The organism is Nitratireductor rhodophyticola (assembly GCF_019891355.1).
GTDB lineage: Bacteria > Pseudomonadota > Alphaproteobacteria > Rhizobiales > Rhizobiaceae > Nitratireductor > Nitratireductor rhodophyticola.
Map to the genome: position 1 here is coordinate 921,624 of NZ_JAHSSF010000002.1, position 18,274 is coordinate 939,897.

At 61.6% G+C, this 18,274-nt stretch carries 17 protein-coding genes; 7 read left to right on the plus strand and 10 right to left on the minus strand.

What is annotated here, in order from left to right; all coding sequences use genetic code 11:
• Positions 1-88: 88 nt before the first annotated feature.
• Genes ispH through rnhA form a run of 3 tightly spaced genes read left to right on the plus strand, consistent with a single transcriptional unit; the run spans position 89 to position 2,501 of the window.
• The gene (gene ispH / locus KUG85_RS09985) at positions 89-1,087 is read left to right on the plus strand and encodes a 4-hydroxy-3-methylbut-2-enyl diphosphate reductase (protein ID WP_374730114.1); all 999 of its coding nucleotides are present in this window, start codon (positions 89-91) and stop codon (positions 1,085-1,087) included.
• A 2-nt stretch (positions 1,088-1,089) separates the two neighbouring features.
• Positions 1,090-2,058, plus strand: coding sequence for a homoserine kinase (locus tag KUG85_RS09990; protein WP_223005069.1), 969 nt, complete (start codon positions 1,090-1,092; stop codon positions 2,056-2,058).
• The gene (gene rnhA / locus KUG85_RS09995) at positions 2,055-2,501 is read left to right on the plus strand and encodes a ribonuclease HI (RefSeq protein ID WP_065816069.1); all 447 of its coding nucleotides are present in this window, start codon (positions 2,055-2,057) and stop codon (positions 2,499-2,501) included. Before KUG85_RS09990 ends, rnhA begins: the two co-directional genes overlap by 4 nt.
• Positions 2,502-2,639: 138 nt before the next feature.
• On the opposite strand, the gene KUG85_RS10000 is transcribed toward rnhA, so the two are convergent.
• Positions 2,640-3,152: a peroxiredoxin gene (locus KUG85_RS10000; protein WP_065816068.1), complete on the minus strand. Its 513-nt coding sequence runs from the start codon at positions 3,150-3,152 to the stop codon at positions 2,640-2,642.
• 36 nt (positions 3,153-3,188) lie between these two features.
• Positions 3,189-3,989 (minus strand): protein-disulfide reductase DsbD domain-containing protein, encoded by an 801-nt coding sequence (locus tag KUG85_RS10005; RefSeq protein WP_223005070.1) that lies wholly within the window; start codon positions 3,987-3,989, stop codon positions 3,189-3,191.
• 179 nt (positions 3,990-4,168) lie between these two features.
• Between KUG85_RS10005 and KUG85_RS10010 the strand changes: the two genes are divergently transcribed.
• On the plus strand, positions 4,169-4,750 hold the full coding sequence (locus tag KUG85_RS10010; protein ID WP_065816511.1) for a YqgE/AlgH family protein: 582 nt from the start codon (positions 4,169-4,171) through the stop codon (positions 4,748-4,750).
• Between the two features lie 41 nt (positions 4,751-4,791).
• Here the strand turns inward: KUG85_RS10010 and KUG85_RS10015 are convergent, their stop codons facing one another.
• The 4 genes from KUG85_RS10015 to thrC are packed head-to-tail and all read right to left on the minus strand — an operon-like array spanning position 4,792 to position 11,024.
• Entirely contained in the window at positions 4,792-7,680 is a 2,889-nt protein-coding gene (locus KUG85_RS10015) for an EAL domain-containing protein (RefSeq protein ID WP_223005071.1), read from the minus strand.
• 5 nt (positions 7,681-7,685) lie between these two features.
• Positions 7,686-8,288, minus strand: a complete 603-nt coding sequence (locus KUG85_RS10020; RefSeq protein ID WP_007008009.1) for a GNAT family N-acetyltransferase — start codon at positions 8,286-8,288, stop codon at positions 7,686-7,688.
• Positions 8,289-8,303: 15 nt separating this feature from the next.
• Positions 8,304-9,596, minus strand: a complete 1,293-nt coding sequence (locus KUG85_RS10025; protein ID WP_065816064.1) for a M16 family metallopeptidase — start codon at positions 9,594-9,596, stop codon at positions 8,304-8,306.
• Positions 9,597-9,620: 24 nt separating this feature from the next.
• Entirely contained in the window at positions 9,621-11,024 is a 1,404-nt protein-coding gene (gene thrC / locus KUG85_RS10030) for a threonine synthase (RefSeq protein WP_223005072.1), read from the minus strand.
• Positions 11,025-11,277: 253 nt separating this feature from the next.
• Here thrC and KUG85_RS10035 point away from each other — a divergent pair, with 253 nt between their 5' ends.
• Positions 11,278-11,865, plus strand: a complete 588-nt coding sequence (locus KUG85_RS10035) for a hypothetical protein (RefSeq protein WP_223005073.1) — start codon at positions 11,278-11,280, stop codon at positions 11,863-11,865.
• A gap of 215 nt (positions 11,866-12,080) precedes the next feature.
• Here the strand turns inward: KUG85_RS10035 and KUG85_RS10040 are convergent, their stop codons facing one another.
• Together KUG85_RS10040 and KUG85_RS10045 are read right to left on the minus strand one after the other, a co-directional pair.
• Positions 12,081-12,770, minus strand: a complete 690-nt coding sequence (locus tag KUG85_RS10040) for an HAD family hydrolase (protein WP_223005074.1) — start codon at positions 12,768-12,770, stop codon at positions 12,081-12,083.
• A gap of 98 nt (positions 12,771-12,868) precedes the next feature.
• Positions 12,869-14,521, minus strand: coding sequence for a vWA domain-containing protein (locus KUG85_RS10045; protein ID WP_223005075.1), 1,653 nt, complete (start codon positions 14,519-14,521; stop codon positions 12,869-12,871).
• 144 nt (positions 14,522-14,665) lie between these two features.
• Here KUG85_RS10045 and KUG85_RS10050 point away from each other — a divergent pair, with 144 nt between their 5' ends.
• Positions 14,666-15,799, plus strand: coding sequence for a site-specific DNA-methyltransferase (locus KUG85_RS10050; protein WP_007008003.1), 1,134 nt, complete (start codon positions 14,666-14,668; stop codon positions 15,797-15,799).
• A 111-nt stretch (positions 15,800-15,910) separates the two neighbouring features.
• Here KUG85_RS10050 and KUG85_RS10055 read toward each other — a convergent pair whose 3' ends face one another.
• Both KUG85_RS10055 and mutY read right to left on the minus strand, forming a co-directional pair.
• Positions 15,911-16,522, minus strand: a complete 612-nt coding sequence (locus KUG85_RS10055) for an HAD family hydrolase (protein ID WP_223005076.1) — start codon at positions 16,520-16,522, stop codon at positions 15,911-15,913.
• Between the two features lie 6 nt (positions 16,523-16,528).
• Positions 16,529-17,662 (minus strand): A/G-specific adenine glycosylase, encoded by a 1,134-nt coding sequence (gene mutY / locus KUG85_RS10060; RefSeq protein ID WP_223005077.1) that lies wholly within the window; start codon positions 17,660-17,662, stop codon positions 16,529-16,531.
• A 50-nt stretch (positions 17,663-17,712) separates the two neighbouring features.
• Between mutY and KUG85_RS10065 the strand changes: the two genes are divergently transcribed.
• Positions 17,713-18,210 carry a DUF721 domain-containing protein gene (locus KUG85_RS10065; RefSeq protein WP_223005078.1) on the plus strand — a complete coding sequence of 166 codons (498 nt, stop codon included), beginning with the start codon at positions 17,713-17,715 and terminating at the stop codon, positions 18,208-18,210.
• Positions 18,211-18,274: the final 64 nt, after the last annotated feature.

An 18,274-nucleotide genomic window follows, 5' to 3' on the forward strand; every position in this document is an offset into this window, starting at 1 on the left:
CGGCTCTTTGGCCGGGGCTCTTGACATTGAGCGCCCCACGCCCCCAATTCCGGCTCCAGCAAGGGGAAATCAGATGACGGTTGCCGACATGACAAGACAGAAGCTGACGGTGCGGCTTTGCGGGCCACGCGGTTTCTGCGCCGGCGTTGACCGCGCCATTCAGATCGTCGTGCTGGCGCTGAAGAAATATGGTGCGCCGGTCTATGTGCGCCATGAGATCGTCCACAACCGCTATGTGGTTGAGGGGCTGCAGGAGCGCGGCGCCGTCTTCATCGAGGAACTGAGCGAGATTCCGGAAGATCATCGCGATTGCCCGGTTGTCTTTTCCGCCCATGGTGTGCCGAAATCGGTGCCGGCGGATGCGCAGAACCGCAACCTCTTCTATCTTGATGCGACCTGCCCGCTGGTTTCCAAGGTCCACAAACAGGCCATGCGCCACCACAGGCTCGGTCGTCACGTGCTGCTGATCGGCCATGCGGGACATCCGGAAGTGATCGGCACGATGGGGCAACTGCCCGAAGGCACGGTGACCCTGGTGGAGACGGTGGAAGGCGCCAACACGCTCGAGCGGCCAGATGGTGCGGAGCTTGGCTTTGTCAGCCAGACCACGCTCTCGGTGGAGGACACGGCAGATATTCTCAAGGCGCTGGAAGACCGTTTCCCGGACCTGCACGCGCCGGCAGCCGAATCCATCTGCTATGCCACCACCAACCGGCAGGAGGCTGTGAAGAAGGCGGCACCCGGATCGGACCTTTTCCTCGTCGTGGGCGCACCCAACTCGTCGAACTCGCGCCGTCTGGTGGAGGTTGCGGAGCGGGCAGGGGCGAAGCGATCCCTGCTTGTGCAGCGGGCTTCTGAAATCCCCTGGGACGAGGTGGACGGCATTCGCGTCCTCGGACTTTCGGCCGGCGCCTCGGCGCCCGAAATCATCGTCAACGAGATCATCGATGCGTTCCGCGAGCGCTTCGACGTGACGGTGGAACTCGCGATCACCGCCGAGGAAACCGAGAATTTCCCCGTCATGCGCGCGATCCGCGACGTGGAACTGACCAGCGCCGACATGGCCTTCGTGAACGGCAACGCATAAGCATGGCGGTCTATACGGATATTTCCGAGGTCGAGCTCGGCGCGCTCCTGAAGGAATACGATGTGGGCGAGTTGTTGTCCTACAAGGGCATCGCCGAGGGGACGGAGAATTCCAACTACCTGCTCCACACATCAAAAGCAGCCTTCATCCTGACCCTTTACGAGCAGCGCGTTGAGCGCTCCGACCTGCCATTTTTTCTCGGCCTGATGGAGCATCTGGCGCAGCATGGCGTGAACTGTCCGCTTCCGGTGCGCAGGAACGATCGCGCGGTGGTGAGCGAAATTGCCGGTCGGCCTGCGGCACTCATCACCTTTCTGGAAGGCATGTGGCTCAGGAAACCCGCCCCGCAGCACTGCCGCGAAGTGGGCAGGGCCATGGCGGGGATGCATCTGGCCGCGCGCGGCTTTGAACCGACACGGGCAAATGCGCTGACCGTGGGCGACTGGCGTCCGCTCTGGGAAAAGGCGAAGCCTCGGGCAAACGAGGTGGAAGAGGGACTGGAGGCGGAGGTCGAGGCTGATCTTGCTGAGCTTGCCCAAGGCTGGCCGGCCGACCTTCCGACCGGCGTCATTCATGCGGACCTTTTTCCTGACAATGTCTTTTTTCTCGGTGACCGGGTTTCGGGGATCATCGATTTCTATTTCGCCTGCAATGATCTGCTGGCCTACGACATTGCCACCTGTCTCAATGCCTGGTGCTTTGAGAAGGACGGGTCCTACAACCTGACCAAGGGGTCGGCACTGCTCGAGGGCTATCAGTCGGTGCGCCCGCTGGACGCGGCCGAGATCGAGGCGCTGCCGCTTCTGGCACGTGGTTCCGCGCTGCGTTTCATGCTGACGCGGCTCTATGACTGGCTGACCGTTTCCAACGGCGCGCTGGTGAACAAGCGCGACCCGATGGAATATGTGCGTCGGCTGCGCTTTCACCGGCAGATTAGCTCTGCATCTGAATACGGGATCGGCCTGAAGTGACAAGCGTGGAAATTTTTACCGACGGCGCCTGTTCGGGCAATCCGGGTCCCGGCGGCTGGGGCGCGCTTCTGCGCCACAATGGCGTCGAGAAGGAACTGTCGGGCGGCGAGGCCGAGACCACCAACAACCGGATGGAACTCAAGGCGGCCATCGAGGCGCTCAACGCCCTGAAGAGGTCCTGCGACGTGGACCTCTACACCGACAGCGTCTATGTGCGCGACGGCATTTCCGGCTGGATCGAGGGCTGGAAGCGCAATGGCTGGAAAACGGCAGCCAGGAAGCCGGTCAAGAACGCCGAGCTATGGCAGGCGCTGGACGAGGCGCAGAAGCGCCACAAAATCAAATGGCACTGGGTCAAGGGCCATGCGGGCCATCCCGAGAATGAACGCGCCGACGCGCTTGCACGCGCCGGCATGGAGCCTTTCAAGAAAAAGCGGCGCTGAGCCAGGGCGATACCGGCGATCCAGACCATCCGAGAAGCGTCGGACCGAAAAGCGGATTCGTTTTTCGGTCCGGCACAGTTGAACGGTTCACCGTTTCACGGAAACATCGCTCCGTTCTATCTGTCTGCTTTTCCGCATCTATGCGGATGCCAGGTGGTTCTGCGCCTGAAGCTGATCGAGGATGCGGGCGGCGCCGCTTGTCTCGGCCTGTCCGGGATTCTCCTCGATGTTGATCGCGCTCACGACGCCGTCATCGACGATCATCGAATACCGCTTGGAACGGCTGCCGAGACCTGCAACCGAAAGATCTGTATCGAGGCCGAGCGCCCTGGTGAAATCGCCATTGCCATCGGCAATGAAGGTGATCTTGTCTTCCGCGCCGGTGAACCCGGCCCAGGCCTTCATCACGAAGGCGTCGTTCACGGAGATGACGGCGATGTCATCGGCGCCACGAGCGCGGATCGCATCGCCATTTTCGACAAAGCCCGGCAGATGGCTGTTGCTGCAGGTCGGGGTGAAGGCCCCGGGTACGCCGAAGAGGACGACTTTGCGACCGGCAAAGAAATCGGGCGCTGCGATATCGTTCGCGCCTTCGGCGCTCACTTTCTTGAAGTTTGTATCGGGAATGCGATCACCAACGGAAACTTTCATCAGGGGCTCCTGAAAACTATTTAAAATCAATGATTTTCAGGGGATTTCAATATCCCCTGAGACAGCCTCTCCATCAGCCGTCAGCGTATATATAAGATCGCTGTTTTCAAGTTTCCCGACATCGCCGTCCAATATTTCAACAACGAACCTGGCCGCTCCCTCCTTGAGGGCTTCAAGCCTTGGTGTCCCGAGCAGATGAGCGTGGGCATGATCGAGGAAGAGGGCTGGTTCCAGCGCCGAGGCGGGTAGCCTCCCTTCAAGGACAAGCGCGCCGCCCGTTTTCTCGACAGAAGCGATTCCAAACGTCGCATCGGCGGGGGCGGGAAGGGATGCGAATGCACGCCGCACCGCGAGCGCGTCGCTGACATTGTCGGCGTCGGCGCCCGGGTCGAAGGTGAAAGAGGCCTGGAAGGGGATGCAGATCGTCTCGCAGATTCCGAGAAAGACGTCCGCATCGATCAGTGTCGCAGCGTTCGCCTGGTCGAGTGTGAAGGTGATGGGCAGCGAAACGGATTGCCTGTAGCCCGCCCACTGGGTTCCGCCATCATGAATGCGTTCCGGGGCCGGGTACTGCACTTCGACCGCGCGGATATGGGAACTTCGGGAGACATCGACCTGCGGGGGAATGCCGGCAGCGCCCGGGTTGCGCCAATAGGTCTTCCAGCCGGGTTTGAGACTGATTTCGAGAGCCCCACGGAGACGGCCGTCTTCATCCGGAAGCCCGACGGTAACGAGACGAACCGATCCGCCTTCGGTTTCCTGCCATTGGCTGGACGCGCCATGTGCCTGCGGGGCCATCATGAGTAGTGCAAGGGTCAGGGATGGGGCTCGAATCATGGTGGGAGAGTGCAGCGGAGACGCCGGGCCGGCAAGGAACACTTCGCTCTGGCAGCATCATAAATGCGTGACCGGCGGCCTGCGGCAGGGCGATATCCGCCTTTCACGCCATGGGAAAACGGGTTAGGCTGAAAGCACGGAAACCCAGAATGCAGCAGGGACCAAGGGTACAAAAGGAAATGACGGCACTTCCATATCTGGAAAACCATTTCCTGATCGCCATGCCCGGCATGCGCGATGAACGGTTTGCGCGCGCGGTGATCTATCTGTGCGCCCATAGCGAGGAGGGGGCGATGGGGCTGATCATCAACCAGCCGCAGCAGCTCGCTTTTCCCGATATCCTCGTGCAGCTCGGCATTCTAGAACAGTCGGAAGCCATCCGGCTGCCGCAGGAAGCGCGCAACATGCCCGTGCGCAATGGCGGTCCCGTGGACCGAAGCCGGGGCTTCGTGCTGCATACGGACGACTATGTCGTGGAATCTTCAATGCCGGTTTCCGACAGCATCTGCCTGACGGCCACGGTCGACATGCTTAGAGCCATATCGCTCGGCCAGGGGCCGCGTCATGCCCTGATGGCGCTCGGCTATGCCGGCTGGGGCGCCGGGCAGCTTGAAATGGAGATCGGCGAGAACGGCTGGCTGACCTGTCCGGCAACGCCGCAGCTTCTGTTCGAGGGCAATATCGAACAGAAATATGATGGCGTCCTCGCATCGATTGGCATTGATGCGGCAAATCTCAGCCAGATTGCCGGCCACGCCTGAGAGGCGACACCTCTTCTCGCCGAACGGAACGCCCTGTCCCTTTAAGACTTGGCTGCGGTTGTGTGCTCGAACAGCAGCTTGCCGGTGGTTTCGGCATCTTCCGGTTCGCCGAAAACGAAGCTCTGGGCGTAGTCGCACCCCATCTCGGCAAGTTGCTGCGCATCCTGTTGATCGACCACGCCTTCCGCCACGACGGACAGTTCGAGCTCCTTGGCCATCTTGACCATGGAACGCACCATGACGATCCCACGTGCGCTGTGATCTTCCAGAAACCGCCGGTCGATCTTGATGGTGTCGAAAGGGAAGCTCGAAAGATAGGACAGCGAAGAATAGCCCGTGCCGAAATCGTCCAGCGACAGGCCGATGCCGATCTGCCTCAGCTTCTCGAGCACATGGGCGGACTGCTCGGGATTGTCCATGACCACGGATTCGGTCAACTCAAGCCGGAAGCTCTCCGGTGAAACGCCCGAACGGGCGATGACAGACCGTACGTCGCCCACGAGATCGCGGCGGATAAGCTGCCGGCTTGAGAGATTGACCGACATGACGAGCGGCAAATCCGGAAACTGCTTCTGCCAGCGATAAAGATCCTCGGCCGCCTGCTGCATGGCAAAAAGGCCGAGCTGGACGATCAGGCCGGAGCTCTCGGCAATCGGTATGAAGTCCGATGGCGGTATGGCACCGCGGCGCGGGTGATCCCAGCGCAGAAGAGCCTCGAAGCCGGCAATGGTCTGGTCTTCCAGGCGAATGATCGGCTGATAGACAAGCTTAAGCTCGGAACGCTCGATCGCGCGGCGCAGATCCGCCTCCATGCGCAGGCGATTGTTGTCGTTCGAGCGGAAGGCAGGGCGGAAGGGCTCGATCCGGTCGCCACCGAAACGCTTGGCCTGATACATGGCGAGCTCGGCGTCCTTGAGCATCTCCTCCGCCGATTCCTGTGTCGTGGTCCAGGAAATGAGGCCGATGGAGGAGGTGAGGACAATCTCGCGGCGGGCGAAGGTCACCGGGGTGCGGATCGCCTGCTTGACCGCGTCTGCCACGGCGGCGATGCGCGCTGGCTCCTGCTCGGACAGAAGGATCATGGCGAACTGGTCGCCGGACAGGCGGCAGAGCGAATCGCGCGGCTTCAGGAGCCTGTGCAGCCGGCGGGCAATGGTGAGCAGGATCGTGTCGCCCACCGAGATGCCGAGCTCCTCATTGACCTGCTTGAAACGGTCGATGTCGATCACGAAGACGGTCGGCCGCACCTGCTGCTCCATGCGGGCTATGGAAATGATCGCATCGAGCCGGTTGAGGAACAGTTCCCGGCTTGGAAGCCCGGTAAGATTGTCATGAACCGCATCGTGCAGGAGGCGCTCTTCAGCCTTTTTCTGCTCGGTGACGTCAACCATGGTGCCGACACAGCGGATGACCTGGCCATCGGAGCCGATGACAGGGCGCGCGCGCAGGTCGAACCAGTGATAGTGGCCGTCCGCACCGCGCAGGCGGAAGCACTGGGAGATGCGTCCGCGGCGCTGTTCGAGCACCACGTCGAGCGTCGTGCGGAATGTGTCGCGGTCCTCGGTGTGTAGGGTGGAAAGCCAGTCGCGGGCCGGGCCATGCAGGCTGCCCGAGGGGAGGCCGAGTTGGCGGCTGACATCGGGTCGCGTGATGATGCGGTCGCGCGAAACGTCCCAGTCCCAGACCACGTCTCCCGAGCCGGAAATCGCCAGCGCCTGACGTTCCATGTCGCTGAACAGGCCCTGGAAGAGAGCGCCGCCGGCAAAGGCGTGCTGCATGACTGTGAAGCCGATCAGGAGAATGATCAGGATAAGGCCGCCGCCGATTGCCGGCTGGACGATGTCGTTGTCGAGAACCCCGGTGATCGCCATCCACGAGCCGACCATCCAGGCGATGATCATGACCCAGCTGGGAACCAGCATGATGGCACGGTCATAGCCCTGGAGACTGAGATAGATGATGATGCCAAGGCCGACCACGGCTGTGGCGGCGAAGGAGATGCGGGCGATGCCGGCGGCCACGGCGGGGTCGATGATGGCGAAACCGGCAATGATGCCGAGACCCAGGATCCAGGCGAGCACGCCATAGCTGAAATGGTCGTGCCAGCGGTTGAGATTGAGATAGGCAAAAAGGAAGACCACAAGCGTGGCAGCCAGACCGACCTCGGTACCGGCGCGCCATATCTGCTCATTGCCAGGCGTGATCTCGATCACTTTGCTCAGGAACCCGAAATCAATGGAGATATAGGCAAGAACCGCCCAGGCCAGTGCCGCCGTGGCCGGAAACATCGAGGTTCCCTTGACCACGAACAGGATGGTCAAAAACAGGGCCAGCAGGCCGGCAATGCCGATGACGATGCCGCGGAAGAGCGTGTAGGCGTTCACCGTGTCCTTGTAGGCGCCGGGATCCCACAGATAGACCTGCGGCAGGTTTGGCGAGGAAAGCTCTGCGACGAAGGTAACGACAGAGCCGGGATTGAGCGTGACGTGAAACTCATCCGCATCCGGGCTTTCCTGCCTGTCGAGCGTGAAACCGGAACTCGGTGTAATGGCGGCAATGCGCTGCGAGCCAAGGTCGGGCCAGACAAGGCCTGAGCCGACCAGACGGAAATGCGGCGCGACGATGAGGCGGTCAAGCTGCTGGTCCGTCGTGTTGGCGAGAGCGAACACCGCCCAGTCTCCCGTGGAGCGTTCATCCTGCGCTTCCACCTCAATGCGCCGGACGATGCCGTCGACGTCGGGCGCTGTCGACACCTGAAACGCGTCTCCCTGCGCGCGGTAGATTTCCACCGCTCCTGACAGGTCGAGCGCCACATCATCACGGGCGATCTTGATCGGTTCGATCGCTTCTGCCGTGCCGACGGCTGAAACAAGGGTGATGAATGCCGCGGCCAGGGCCACCAGAAAAGCGGGGAAGAAGGAACGCGACAAGGAAATCAGCCTCGTGTTTCTAGTGCAGGCACGTGACGCTCCTCAGCGACCAGCGCATAGAGATAGTGATCACGCCAAGTACCGTTGATCCTGAGATAGGACCTGAGCAGGCCTTCGCGCTGAAATCCGGCTTTTTCAAGTAAACCGACAGAACGTTTGTTGTCTGGAATACAGGCGGCTTCCAGACGGTGCAACCGCAAGCCGTCGAAAGCATAGGGAATGAGCAGCCGCAGGGCCGAAAGCATCATGCCGCGACCGGCATATCGTTCGCCCATCCAGTAGCCTATGCTGGCGGTCTGCGCGACGCCGCGCCTGATGTTGGAGAGTGTGATTCCACCCGCCAGGGCTTCCGTCGGCGCATCAAAGACGAAGAAACTGATGCCGGTGCCGTTTTCATATTCGGTGCGATAGCGCTTGAGCCGGTGCCGGAAAGCGCTTCTGGACAATTCGTCGGGTGCCCAGCTTGGCTCCCAGGGCACGAGAAAGCCGCGGCTTTCGTCGCGCAGGGCTGCCCATTCCGCATGATCGCCCATGACCGGTGTTCTGAGGAACACGGTTTCGCCCTTGAGCGCCGGAGGCGGGCGGCGGAAGAAGGGCACGTCCAGCATATGTCTGCGACGGTCCTACACGGCGAGCTTGCGAGGCATGGACCCCTGATCGGCGAGCGCATCCTGAATGGATTCGAAGGGTGCAAGGCTGCCGACGGGGCCAATCGCCGCAACGGTCGGCTTGGAGGTGAAGAGACGCTGCGAGAGATCGGTCAGGCGATCAACGGTGAGGTTGGACAGGCGATCCATCAATTCGTCCACGTCGATCGGCCGGCCGTAGAGCAGAAGCTGGCGCGCGATCTGCGAGGCGCGGCTTGCCGGGTTTTCACGCGCCATCATGAGGCCGGCGCGATATTGCGCACGTGCCCGGTCGAGCTCGTCCTGACCGATGGCCTGTCCCGCTTTCTGCAACTCGCCGAGGAGCAGGGGCACAAGCTCTTCGATGTCGCTTTTGCCGGTCGCAGCGTGGATGCCGAAAATGCCGGTGTCCGAGAACCCCCAGTGGAAGGCGTAGACCGAGTAGCAGAGGCCGTGCTTCTCACGTATTTCCTGGAAAAGCCTCGAGGACATGCCGCCGCCGAGAATGGTGGAGAGCACCTGCGAGGCATAGAAGTCGCGCACATGGTAGGCACGGCCCTCAAAGCCCAGAATGATCTGCGCATCCATGAGATCGCGATGCTCGCGGAAGTCACCGCCCACATAGTGTGCATAGGGCGGTGTGGTGCCTTCGGCCTTGCTGCGGAAACTGCCGAGGCGGCTTTCCACCTCGCGCACGAAATCTTCGTGCTTCAGCCCGCCGGCGGCGACAATGACCATGCGATCGGCCGAGTACTGGCGTTCGAGAAAGCCGCGAAGCTGGTCCGGGGTAAAGGACTGGACCGTCTCGGGGGTTCCGAGCACCGAACGGCCAAGCGCCTGATGGCGGAACGCCGTCTCGGTGAAGCGGTCGAAGACGATGTCGTCGGGAATGTCGTGCGCAGCGCCGATCTCCTGGAGGATCACATGCTGCTCGCGTTCCAGCTCGTGCGGGTCGAATTTGGAATCGGTCAGAATGTCGGAAAGGAGCTCTACCGCCAGCGGCATGTCTGCGCTGAGAACGCGTGCATAGAATGCGGTTGTCTCGACGCTGGTCGCAGCGTTGATCTCACCGCCAACATCCTCGATATCGGTCGCAATCTGACGGGCACTGCGTTTGGTCGTTCCCTTGAACGCCATGTGCTCAAGGAGATGCGCAATACCGTGCTCATTCTCGTGCTCATTGCGCGATCCGGATTTAACCCAGATGCCCAGCGCAACGGTTTCCAGATGAGGCAGGGTTTCGGTTGCGACCGTCAGGCCGTTCGACAGACGGCTTACCTCAACACCCATATGCTTCTTACTCCTTGAACGAACTCAACGTGCCGCTCTGGCGTGGCGGCTTATGTGATCCTGCAGCATTCTTAAATCTGAGGGAAGGACTGTAAAGGACTCTTTGCGTTTCATCAGGTCGCCGAGCCATTCGGGCAGGGCCGGCTCGATGCCGCTGGCATCCCTGACGGCAGCCGGGAACTTGGCCGGATGGGCGGTCGACAGAACCACCATGGGCGACGCCGATGCCGGCATTGCACGCGCAACTTTCACGCCCGTGGCTGTGTGCGGGTCGAGCAGATAGCCGCTCTCGCGCCGGACCGCGCCGATCGTTTGCGCCGTTTCCGCCATCTCCGAGCGACCGGCAGAAAAGCCTTTGCGGATGACCTCCAGCGTCTCTGGCTCGACCGTGAAGCTGCCTGACTGCTTCAGCATCTGCATGTAGCGGCGGATTTCATCCGCATTCCTGCCGGAAGCAAAATAGAGCAGGCGTTCGAAATTGGAGGAAACCTGAATGTCCATCGAGGGCGATGTGGTCGCCACCACTTCACGCGTGGCGTATTCACCGGTGGCGAGCGTGCGGGCGAGAATGTCGTTGTCGTTGGTGGCGATCACGAGACGATCGATGGGCAGGCCCATTTCCTTTGCCGCATAGCCGGCGAAAATATCGCCGAAATTGCCGGTGGGTACGGTGAACGAGATCGTGCGGTCGGGACCGCCGAGTGAGACGGCGGCGGTGAAGTAGTAGACGATCTGGGCCATCACGCGGGCCCAGTTGATCGAATTCACGCCGGAAAGAGCTACGCTGTCACGGAAACCGTGATCGTTGAACATGTCCTTGAGCAGGCCCTGGCAGTCGTCGAAATTGCCTTTAACGGCAAGCGCATGCACGTTGGCGGCGCCGGATGTGGTCATCTGGCGCTGCTGTACCGGGGAGACACGCCCCTCGGGGAAGAGGATGAAGACATCCGCCCGTTCGGTCCCGGCAAAGGCCTCTATGGCAGCCCCCCCGGTGTCGCCCGATGTCGCGCCGACGATGGTGACACGCTCGCCGCGCTCGGCAAGAACATGATCCATCAGCCGCGCCAGAAGCTGCATGGCAACATCCTTGAAGGCGAGGGTGGGGCCGTGAAAAAGCTCCAGGATGAACTCGTTCGGACCGGTCTGAACAAGGGGGCACACCGCGGGGTGGCGGAAAGTGGCGTAGCTCTCGTCAATGATGCGGCGCAGGGTCGACGCGTCTATTTCATCGCCTACGAAGGGAGCGAGCACGCGAAAGGCGATCTCGCCATAGCTCTGGCCGCGCATGGCGCGGATGTCGTCATCGGAGAACTGCGGCCACGCGCGGGGAACGTAAAGACCGCCATCGCGGGCAAGCCCTGCCAGCATCGCATCGGAAAACCCAAGCGCCGGCGCATCGCCACGCGTGCTGATATAATCTGTCGCCATTCGTCGTATTGCCTCATGAACTGCGAGGGAGGACAGCCGGCGCCCGCAAGAGCCCGTCGCATTCCGGCCGCGCGTCTGGTATAGAGCATGATCTGGACGGGTGGGAACCGGTTTTCCACTCAAACCGCACGGAAATTGAATGTCGATGACGGGATTTCTGGAATTTGCCGGAAAAATCTGTCATCTCTCCGTTGCTTTTTTGCCCGGTCGTTGCCGGTGCTTGCAGAATGCGCAGATCCACGGGGCATGTCACTTGGTCAATTATCGTCTTTTCATCAGTTCTATCCTGCTCTCCGCCACTGCCATCGTTTCGGGCTGCCAGTCCGATGATGCGACGGGCGGACTGGGCGTGCAGGGCGGCAATCTTCAACAGCAGGGTGCCCAGACAGCCGGACCGGCTGAGGATGTGGTGCGCGAAAGCGAATTGCGCGCTTTCTGTCCGCCGGTCTCCCTGCGAGAAGGCACGGCCTATTTCACCACCTATGAAAAGGGCGGGCAGGACCAGCCCGGCAGCGTGATCTATCAGGCCTCGATCACCGATGTGACGCGCAAGTGTACCTACGGCACGGGTTCGTTCGGCATGACGGTGGCCGTGGCCGGTCGCGTCGTCCCGGGTCCGAAAGGCAATACCGGCACGATCACAATGCCGATCCGCATCGTCGCCGTTCGTGGCGGCGAGGTTGTCTATTCAAAGCTGTTCCAGCATCAGGTCGCGATCAGCGACACCGCCGGCGCAACCCAGTTCATCTTCAACGATCCGAATGTGATGATCACGGGGACGCCCGATCGCAGCATTCAGTTGATGGTCGGGTTTGACGAAGGGCCGAACGGCGGCCGCTAGAGCGGTTCACCGTTTCACGGAAACGCTGCTCCGCTCTATCTGTCTGATTTCCTGCATTTGTGCTGACGTCAGGTGATTCCACCTGACTGCAAAATGCTTTAACCTTGCGACCGGTCTCTAAACCGCTCAAGATGAAGGCGGGGGCAAGTCCCCCGTTTTTTGTGGAATATCAGGGTGTTTGGAGCGCGGGCTGAATCAATCTGTCAGGGTTGCCCTCAGGCATCCTCGCTCCATTCCGACAGGGCTTCGATGACGCCGGCAAGGTCCTGGAAACGGTGAATGACAGTCTCCGCGCCCGCTTCCATCAGAAGGTCGGCATGGCCGGGCTGGATGTGCGCTCCACCGGTGAAGCCGATGACGCGCATGCCGGCGGCTTTCGCGCCCGCGATCCCATGCACTGAATCTTCAATGACGAAGCAGCGCCCGGGTGCGGCTCCCATCTTCTCGGCGGCATAAAGGAATACGTCCGGCGCAGGCTTGGGCTGGCGCGAGAGCGTTTCCAGAGAGGAATAGATGCGGTCCTTGAAGAAGGGCAGGAGCCGTGTACGGGACAGCATCGCCTCCACGCGCTCGTGGCTCGAATTCGAACAGACGCATTTCGGCACGGTGACGGCTGCGACCGCTTCGTGCACGCCTTCCAGAGGCTTTACCTCCTTGCGTACTTTCTTGTCGACTTCGCTTTCAGCCTGATCGATCAGCGTGGCCTGCAGCGGCGCGTCGGCATTTTCCTCGATTGATAAAAGGATGTCCTTGAAGGTGAGGCCGGCATAGCGGCTGGCCAGTTCCTCAGGCGTGATCTCGAAGCCCGCTTCCGTCAGCACCCGCGCTTCGACACGCGACGCGATGATTTCCGAATCGACGAGAACGCCATCGCAATCGAAGATGACGAGTTCGGGAGCTGGCATGGCAAGACCTGTTCTGAATTGAAGCCTGATGGTGGCGCGTTGGGGGCATAGCCGTTATGCCGCCCCGAGACAACTCCACAAAGCCATGGCTGAACGCGCTATTCGACGACGACCTCTGTGCGCTCGCCAGCGGTCACGCTGGCTTTCCGGCGCTGTTCCGCCCTGTCGCCTTCGTAGCGCACAAGCACTTCATAGTCTCCCGGCGGCAAAGTCTCCTGTGCCTCGACGTCATAGGTGCCGCCCAGATTCTTCTGGTTGCCCTGGATGTCTTTCTTGCCCTCAAGAAATTCGATCCTGTAGGCGCCCGGAGCGGAGACGGCGAGGACGCCGGCATTGATATTGATCGTCGCCTCGGTGCGTTCGCCCGCCCTGACGCTGATCGGCGTCATGGCTTCGGCCTTTCCGAGGCGCGCATAAAGCATGTAATCGCCGGGTGGAACATCCATTCCCTGCTTGCCTGGGCCATACTGGCCGCCAAGCGATTTGCGCTTTCCGTTAATGTCGGCCCTGGCGTCCTGGACCTCGAAGCGAATTGCGTTGCCTTCCACCTCCGGCCCGCCCTCCGCATAAACGGCAGACGGGACGACAAGGCCGGAGCCGATGACCAAGTCGAGTTTGAGGGTCTCGCCGGCGGCGAGTTCGTGGCTTTCTTCGACGGTGGCCTTGCCGATCCGTCCGGTGACCCTGATGGAACCGGCCTTCGCCCAGACGCGTGTCTGGCCATATCCGCCATCCTTCGTGCCGTCGAAATGCACGTCGACGCGCGCGCCCGTGTCGGCCTCGGTGTCTTCGGGGGTCCGTTTCGGCGTGATTTCGACGAGCCCGGCATCGAGCACGGCAATGACGTCCGTTGTCTTGTCGTCGGTCAGCTCCACATCGGTCTCGAATGTGATGCGGCCAAGCCGCGCTTTCGCACGATAGGATCCGGCGGGTACGCTGGCAGCGAACACGCCGCGATAGCCGCCGTCTGCGCTGCGGTTCGCGGGCTCGCCATTTGCATCCAAAGGGATGAAGTCCCAGCGCACTTCCGAACTGTCGGCCATGTCCGGGCCATCCTGCGAAAGGCGTGCGATGCCACGCACATTGAACTCGACACTGGCCGGTTGCGGCTTTGGCTCTGGCTTCGGGTCGGGCACCTTTGCGACCGTGGTTTCGAGCGCTTCCGCGAACTGGCCTGCGTCGTCAGCCTTGAGATAGAGCCCACCGGTGTTTTCCGCGAGACAGGCAACTTCCTGTCCTTCTTCCTCGGACAGGCCGAAACCGACCACATGCGCAGTAAAATCGACGCCAGAGGCCTCAAGCTCGCGTCCGAGCGCACAGGGGTCCGCATTGCAGGTCTCCAGCCCATCGGTGACAAGGATGACGGTCGCAGCATTTTCTTCAATGCGCAGTTCCTCGGCGGCCTTCCGAACCGCATCGGTGAGGGGCGTCTTTCCCTTCGGGTTGAGGCGGTCGGCGAAATCGGCGACCGCGGCTGCCGTGCCTGTTGCCGGCGGAATGGCGATCTCGATGTCGGAACAGGAACCTTTCTCCCGGTGCCCGTAGGCCACGAGGCCAAGCTCGGTGTCCTCGGGCAGCGTTTCCAAGACTTTGCGCAGCGTATCGCGTGCGATCTCGATCTTCGTCGTGCCGTCGATCTGTCCCCACATGGAGCCGGAGCCATCCAGGACGATGATCGTTTTGCCTGCGGCCATCGCGGGGAAGGCAAACAACAGGGCTGCCAGGACGCTCAACAGGCGGGTGCGGATCATACCGGATCTCCGTGGGTGAAACTTGACGCAAGGGAAGATTGCACAGCTTCGCATGGGCCGCAAATCGGCGCGGACCCTTACGGAATATTTACCATCTTCCGTAACCATAACGGCAGGTAAACAGTCCGAGTTAGAGGTCAGTCCATGTCCGCTGTGCGTCGTATCGATGAGCTTGCACCCGAACCGAAAAAGGCCGAATGGCTCGATACGATCATCAAGGGGGACTGTGTCGCCGCACTTGACCGTCTGCCGGAAAAATCGGTCGATGTGATCTTTGCCGATCCACCCTACAATCTGCAGCTTGGTGGAGACCTCCACCGCCCCGATCAATCGCGCGTCGATGCGGTTGACGATGCCTGGGACCAGTTCGACAGTTTTGCTGCCTATGATGCCTTCACCCGCGCATGGATGCTGGCAGCGCGTCGCGTCTTGAAGCCGAACGGCACGATCTGGGTGATCGGCTCCTATCACAACATTTTTCGGGTCGGCACGGTGATGCAGGACCTGGGTTACTGGCTGCTCAACGACATTGTCTGGCGCAAGACGAACCCGATGCCGAATTTTCGCGGGCGCCGGTTCCAGAACGCGCATGAGACGATGATCTGGGCTTCGCGCGACAAGTCGTCCAAGGGCTATACCTTCAATTATGAAGCGCTGAAGGCCTCCAATGACGATGTGCAGATGCGCTCCGACTGGCTCTTCCCCATCTGCACGGGCAAGGAACGCCTGAAGAACGAGGATGGCGGCAAGCTGCATCCCACGCAGAAGCCGGAAGCGCTGCTTGCACGGGTGATGATGGCATCGACCAAGCCCGGCGATGTGGTGCTCGATCCATTCTTCGGCTCAGGCACGACCGGGGCGGTTGCCAAGCGGCTTGGCCGCCACTTTGTCGGCATCGATCGGCAGGATGAGTATATCGAAGCGGCGAGCGCTCGTATCGCCGGCATCGAACCGCTGGACGAGATGGATCTTGCCCAGATGCAGGCCAAGCGTTCCGCGCCACGCGTGGCCTTCGGCAGCCTGCTGGAGGCAGGCCTCATGCAGCCGGGCACGCAATTGCACGATTCCAAGCGTCGCTGGACCGCCAATGTGCGTGCCGACGGCACGATTGCCATCGGCGACGAGGCAGGCTCGATCCACCGAATCGGCGCACGCGTTCAGGGGCTCGAGGCCTGCAATGGCTGGACCTTCTGGCATTTCGAGGAAAAGGGCAGCCTGAAGCCGATCGACGATCTGCGCCAGATCATGCGCGACAACATGCAGGGCGTTGCCGCCTGAGCATCAGGCGCGTAGGCTCAGGTGGAGAAGCCCGGAGCCGCAAAAGCCAAAGACTATCAGCAAGATAGAGCGCTTCGATGAATCTCTGTATGATTCTGCGGAGCGCTTTTTTCAGACTGCGAAGCCATAGCCGGCCAGATCGCTTCGCAGCTTCTCTGCGCCGCTGAAATGCACGGCCTGCCAGCCGGCATCTCTTGCACCTTCCACATTCTTCTCGCTGTCGTCGATGAACAGCGTGGCGGCCGGCTCGAGGCCGAAGCTTTCGACATGGATGTCGTAGATCGCGCGGTCAGGCTTGAGGAGCCCCACTTCGCCCGAGACGGTCACGCCGCGTGGCCGGTTGAGAAAGGTATAGCGCTCGCGGGCCTCGGCGAATGTGTCTGCCGCAAAATTCGTGAGCATGGTCACGTCATGGCCGGCGTCGATGAGCGTTTCGAGCATGGCGACCGAATCGTCATAGGCGTAAGGCACCATTTCGTGCCAGTGACGGCGGAAGCCACGAATGTTCTCTTCCTCCTGCGGGTGCTCGGCGATAAGAAGCGCCTCGGCGTCCTCCCACCCGCGTCCGCGATCCTGTTCGATGTTCCAGTCGCCGGTGCAGACATTCTCCAGAAACCAGCGACGTTGGGCATCGTCGGGGATGAGGCGGCGATAGGGAATTTCTGGATCATAGTGGATCAGGACCCTGCCGATATCGAAAACGATGTGACGGATCTCGCTCATGCGGTTCTATCCTTTGCGGGGCTTCTTGGTGGCTCCGGGTATCGCAGCCTCGATAGCCTTTTTCATGACAGTGGGCAGGGCTTCGCCGGGCAGTGTGTCGGGGGACGACCACCAGCCATCGCCGGGCATTTGATCGCCGGGCGGTTGATCATTGTGAAGATCGGCCCGAAAAACGGAAAGCTCCAGCGCGAAATGCGTGAAGACGTGGCGGATCGACCCGGTTTCACGCCAGTCGGCGGGGAAGGGGGCGGCGGAGGTGTCGGTGCTGCCATCCTGCCGCGCGGTCCAGTGGCTGCCGGGGACTTCCGTCATGCCGCCCAGAAGGCCGGTGGGCGGGCGCTGCCGTAAAAGCACCGCGCCGTCGGTGCGTACGGCGACGAAGGCCGCGCCGCAGCGGGTGGGCTTCTCCATCTTCGGCGCCTTGACGGGGAAGCGCTCGGCGGTGCCTTCGCGCCGCGCCGTGCAGCCATCGGCGATGGGGCAAAGCACGCAGGCTGGCCTGCGCGGCGTGCAGATGGTTGCACCCAGATCCATCATGGCCTGCGCGAAGTCGCCCGGTCGATCATGCGGAAGAGCCTGCGCGACCCGGGCGCGAATCTCGGGTTTGGCCTGCGGTAGAGGTGTCTCGATGGCATGAAGCCGTGTGATGACGCGCTCGATATTGCCATCCACCACGGCGGCGGGGCGGTTGAAGGCAATGGCTGCAATGGCCGCGGCTGTGTAGTCGCCGATGCCGGGAAGGGTCTTGAGGCCGGCCTCGGTATCTGGAAAGCGGCCACCATATTCGCTGGCGACGGTCTCGGCGCATTTCTTCAGATTGCGGGCGCGCGAATAATAGCCGAGCCCCGCCCATGCCTTCATCACGTCGTCGGTTTCGGCGGTGGCGAGGGCTTCGACCGTCGGCCATGCATCGGTAAATGCCTCGAAATAGCGCTTGACCGCACCGACCGTGGTCTGCTGAAGCATTACTTCCGACAGCCAGACGCGGTAGGGGTCGGGAAGGACACCGAGTTTTGTCTCGTCGGGCGGAGTGCGCCAGGGCAGGCTCCGGTGATGGCGGTCATACCACGCGAGCAGCGGGCGCGAAAAATCGGTCGAAGAGGCCTGTGCGTCGGTGACCGACGCTTCTCTGCGTGCCATACTGGAGCGAAACTCAATATGCGTTGCGGATCAATTCGAGACTTCATGTCATGACAGGGAAGAGGCAATCGGGCAATCCCGTCGCGGTGAGCGATCTTGCCACCGGTATTCTCGATCCGGTGATGCGCAAGCGCGCAGGGCTTTCGGTGGAGCTTGTCCAGTGCTGGGGCGAGATCGTGGGCGAGCGGCTGGCGCTCAGCACGCGGCCTGAAAAGCTCGCCTGGCCGCGCCGCCGGCACGAGGACGACCCGTTTGAGCCGGCCACGCTGGTGATCGCGTGCGAAGGTGCGGCGGCGCTGCGCCTGCAGCACGAGACGGGTGAGGTGATCGCCCGCGTCAATGCCTTCCTCGGCTTTGCCGCGGTGGGGCGCATAAAGATCGTGCAGAAGCCGGTTGCTCAGCCACAGGTGCGCCGCGCGCCGACCGCGCGCCCTCTTACAGGATCGGAAAGCGCCCGGATCGGTGCGCTTGTCGCCGGGGTGGAAGATGAGGGGCTGCGCCAATCGCTGCAAAAGCTGGGGGCGAGCATATTAGGCCGGCGCAAATGACAGATCATGATCCCGGCGATCACCAAAACGTGATGGGGCGCTTGCTTCAGAAAAACGCGCCCCT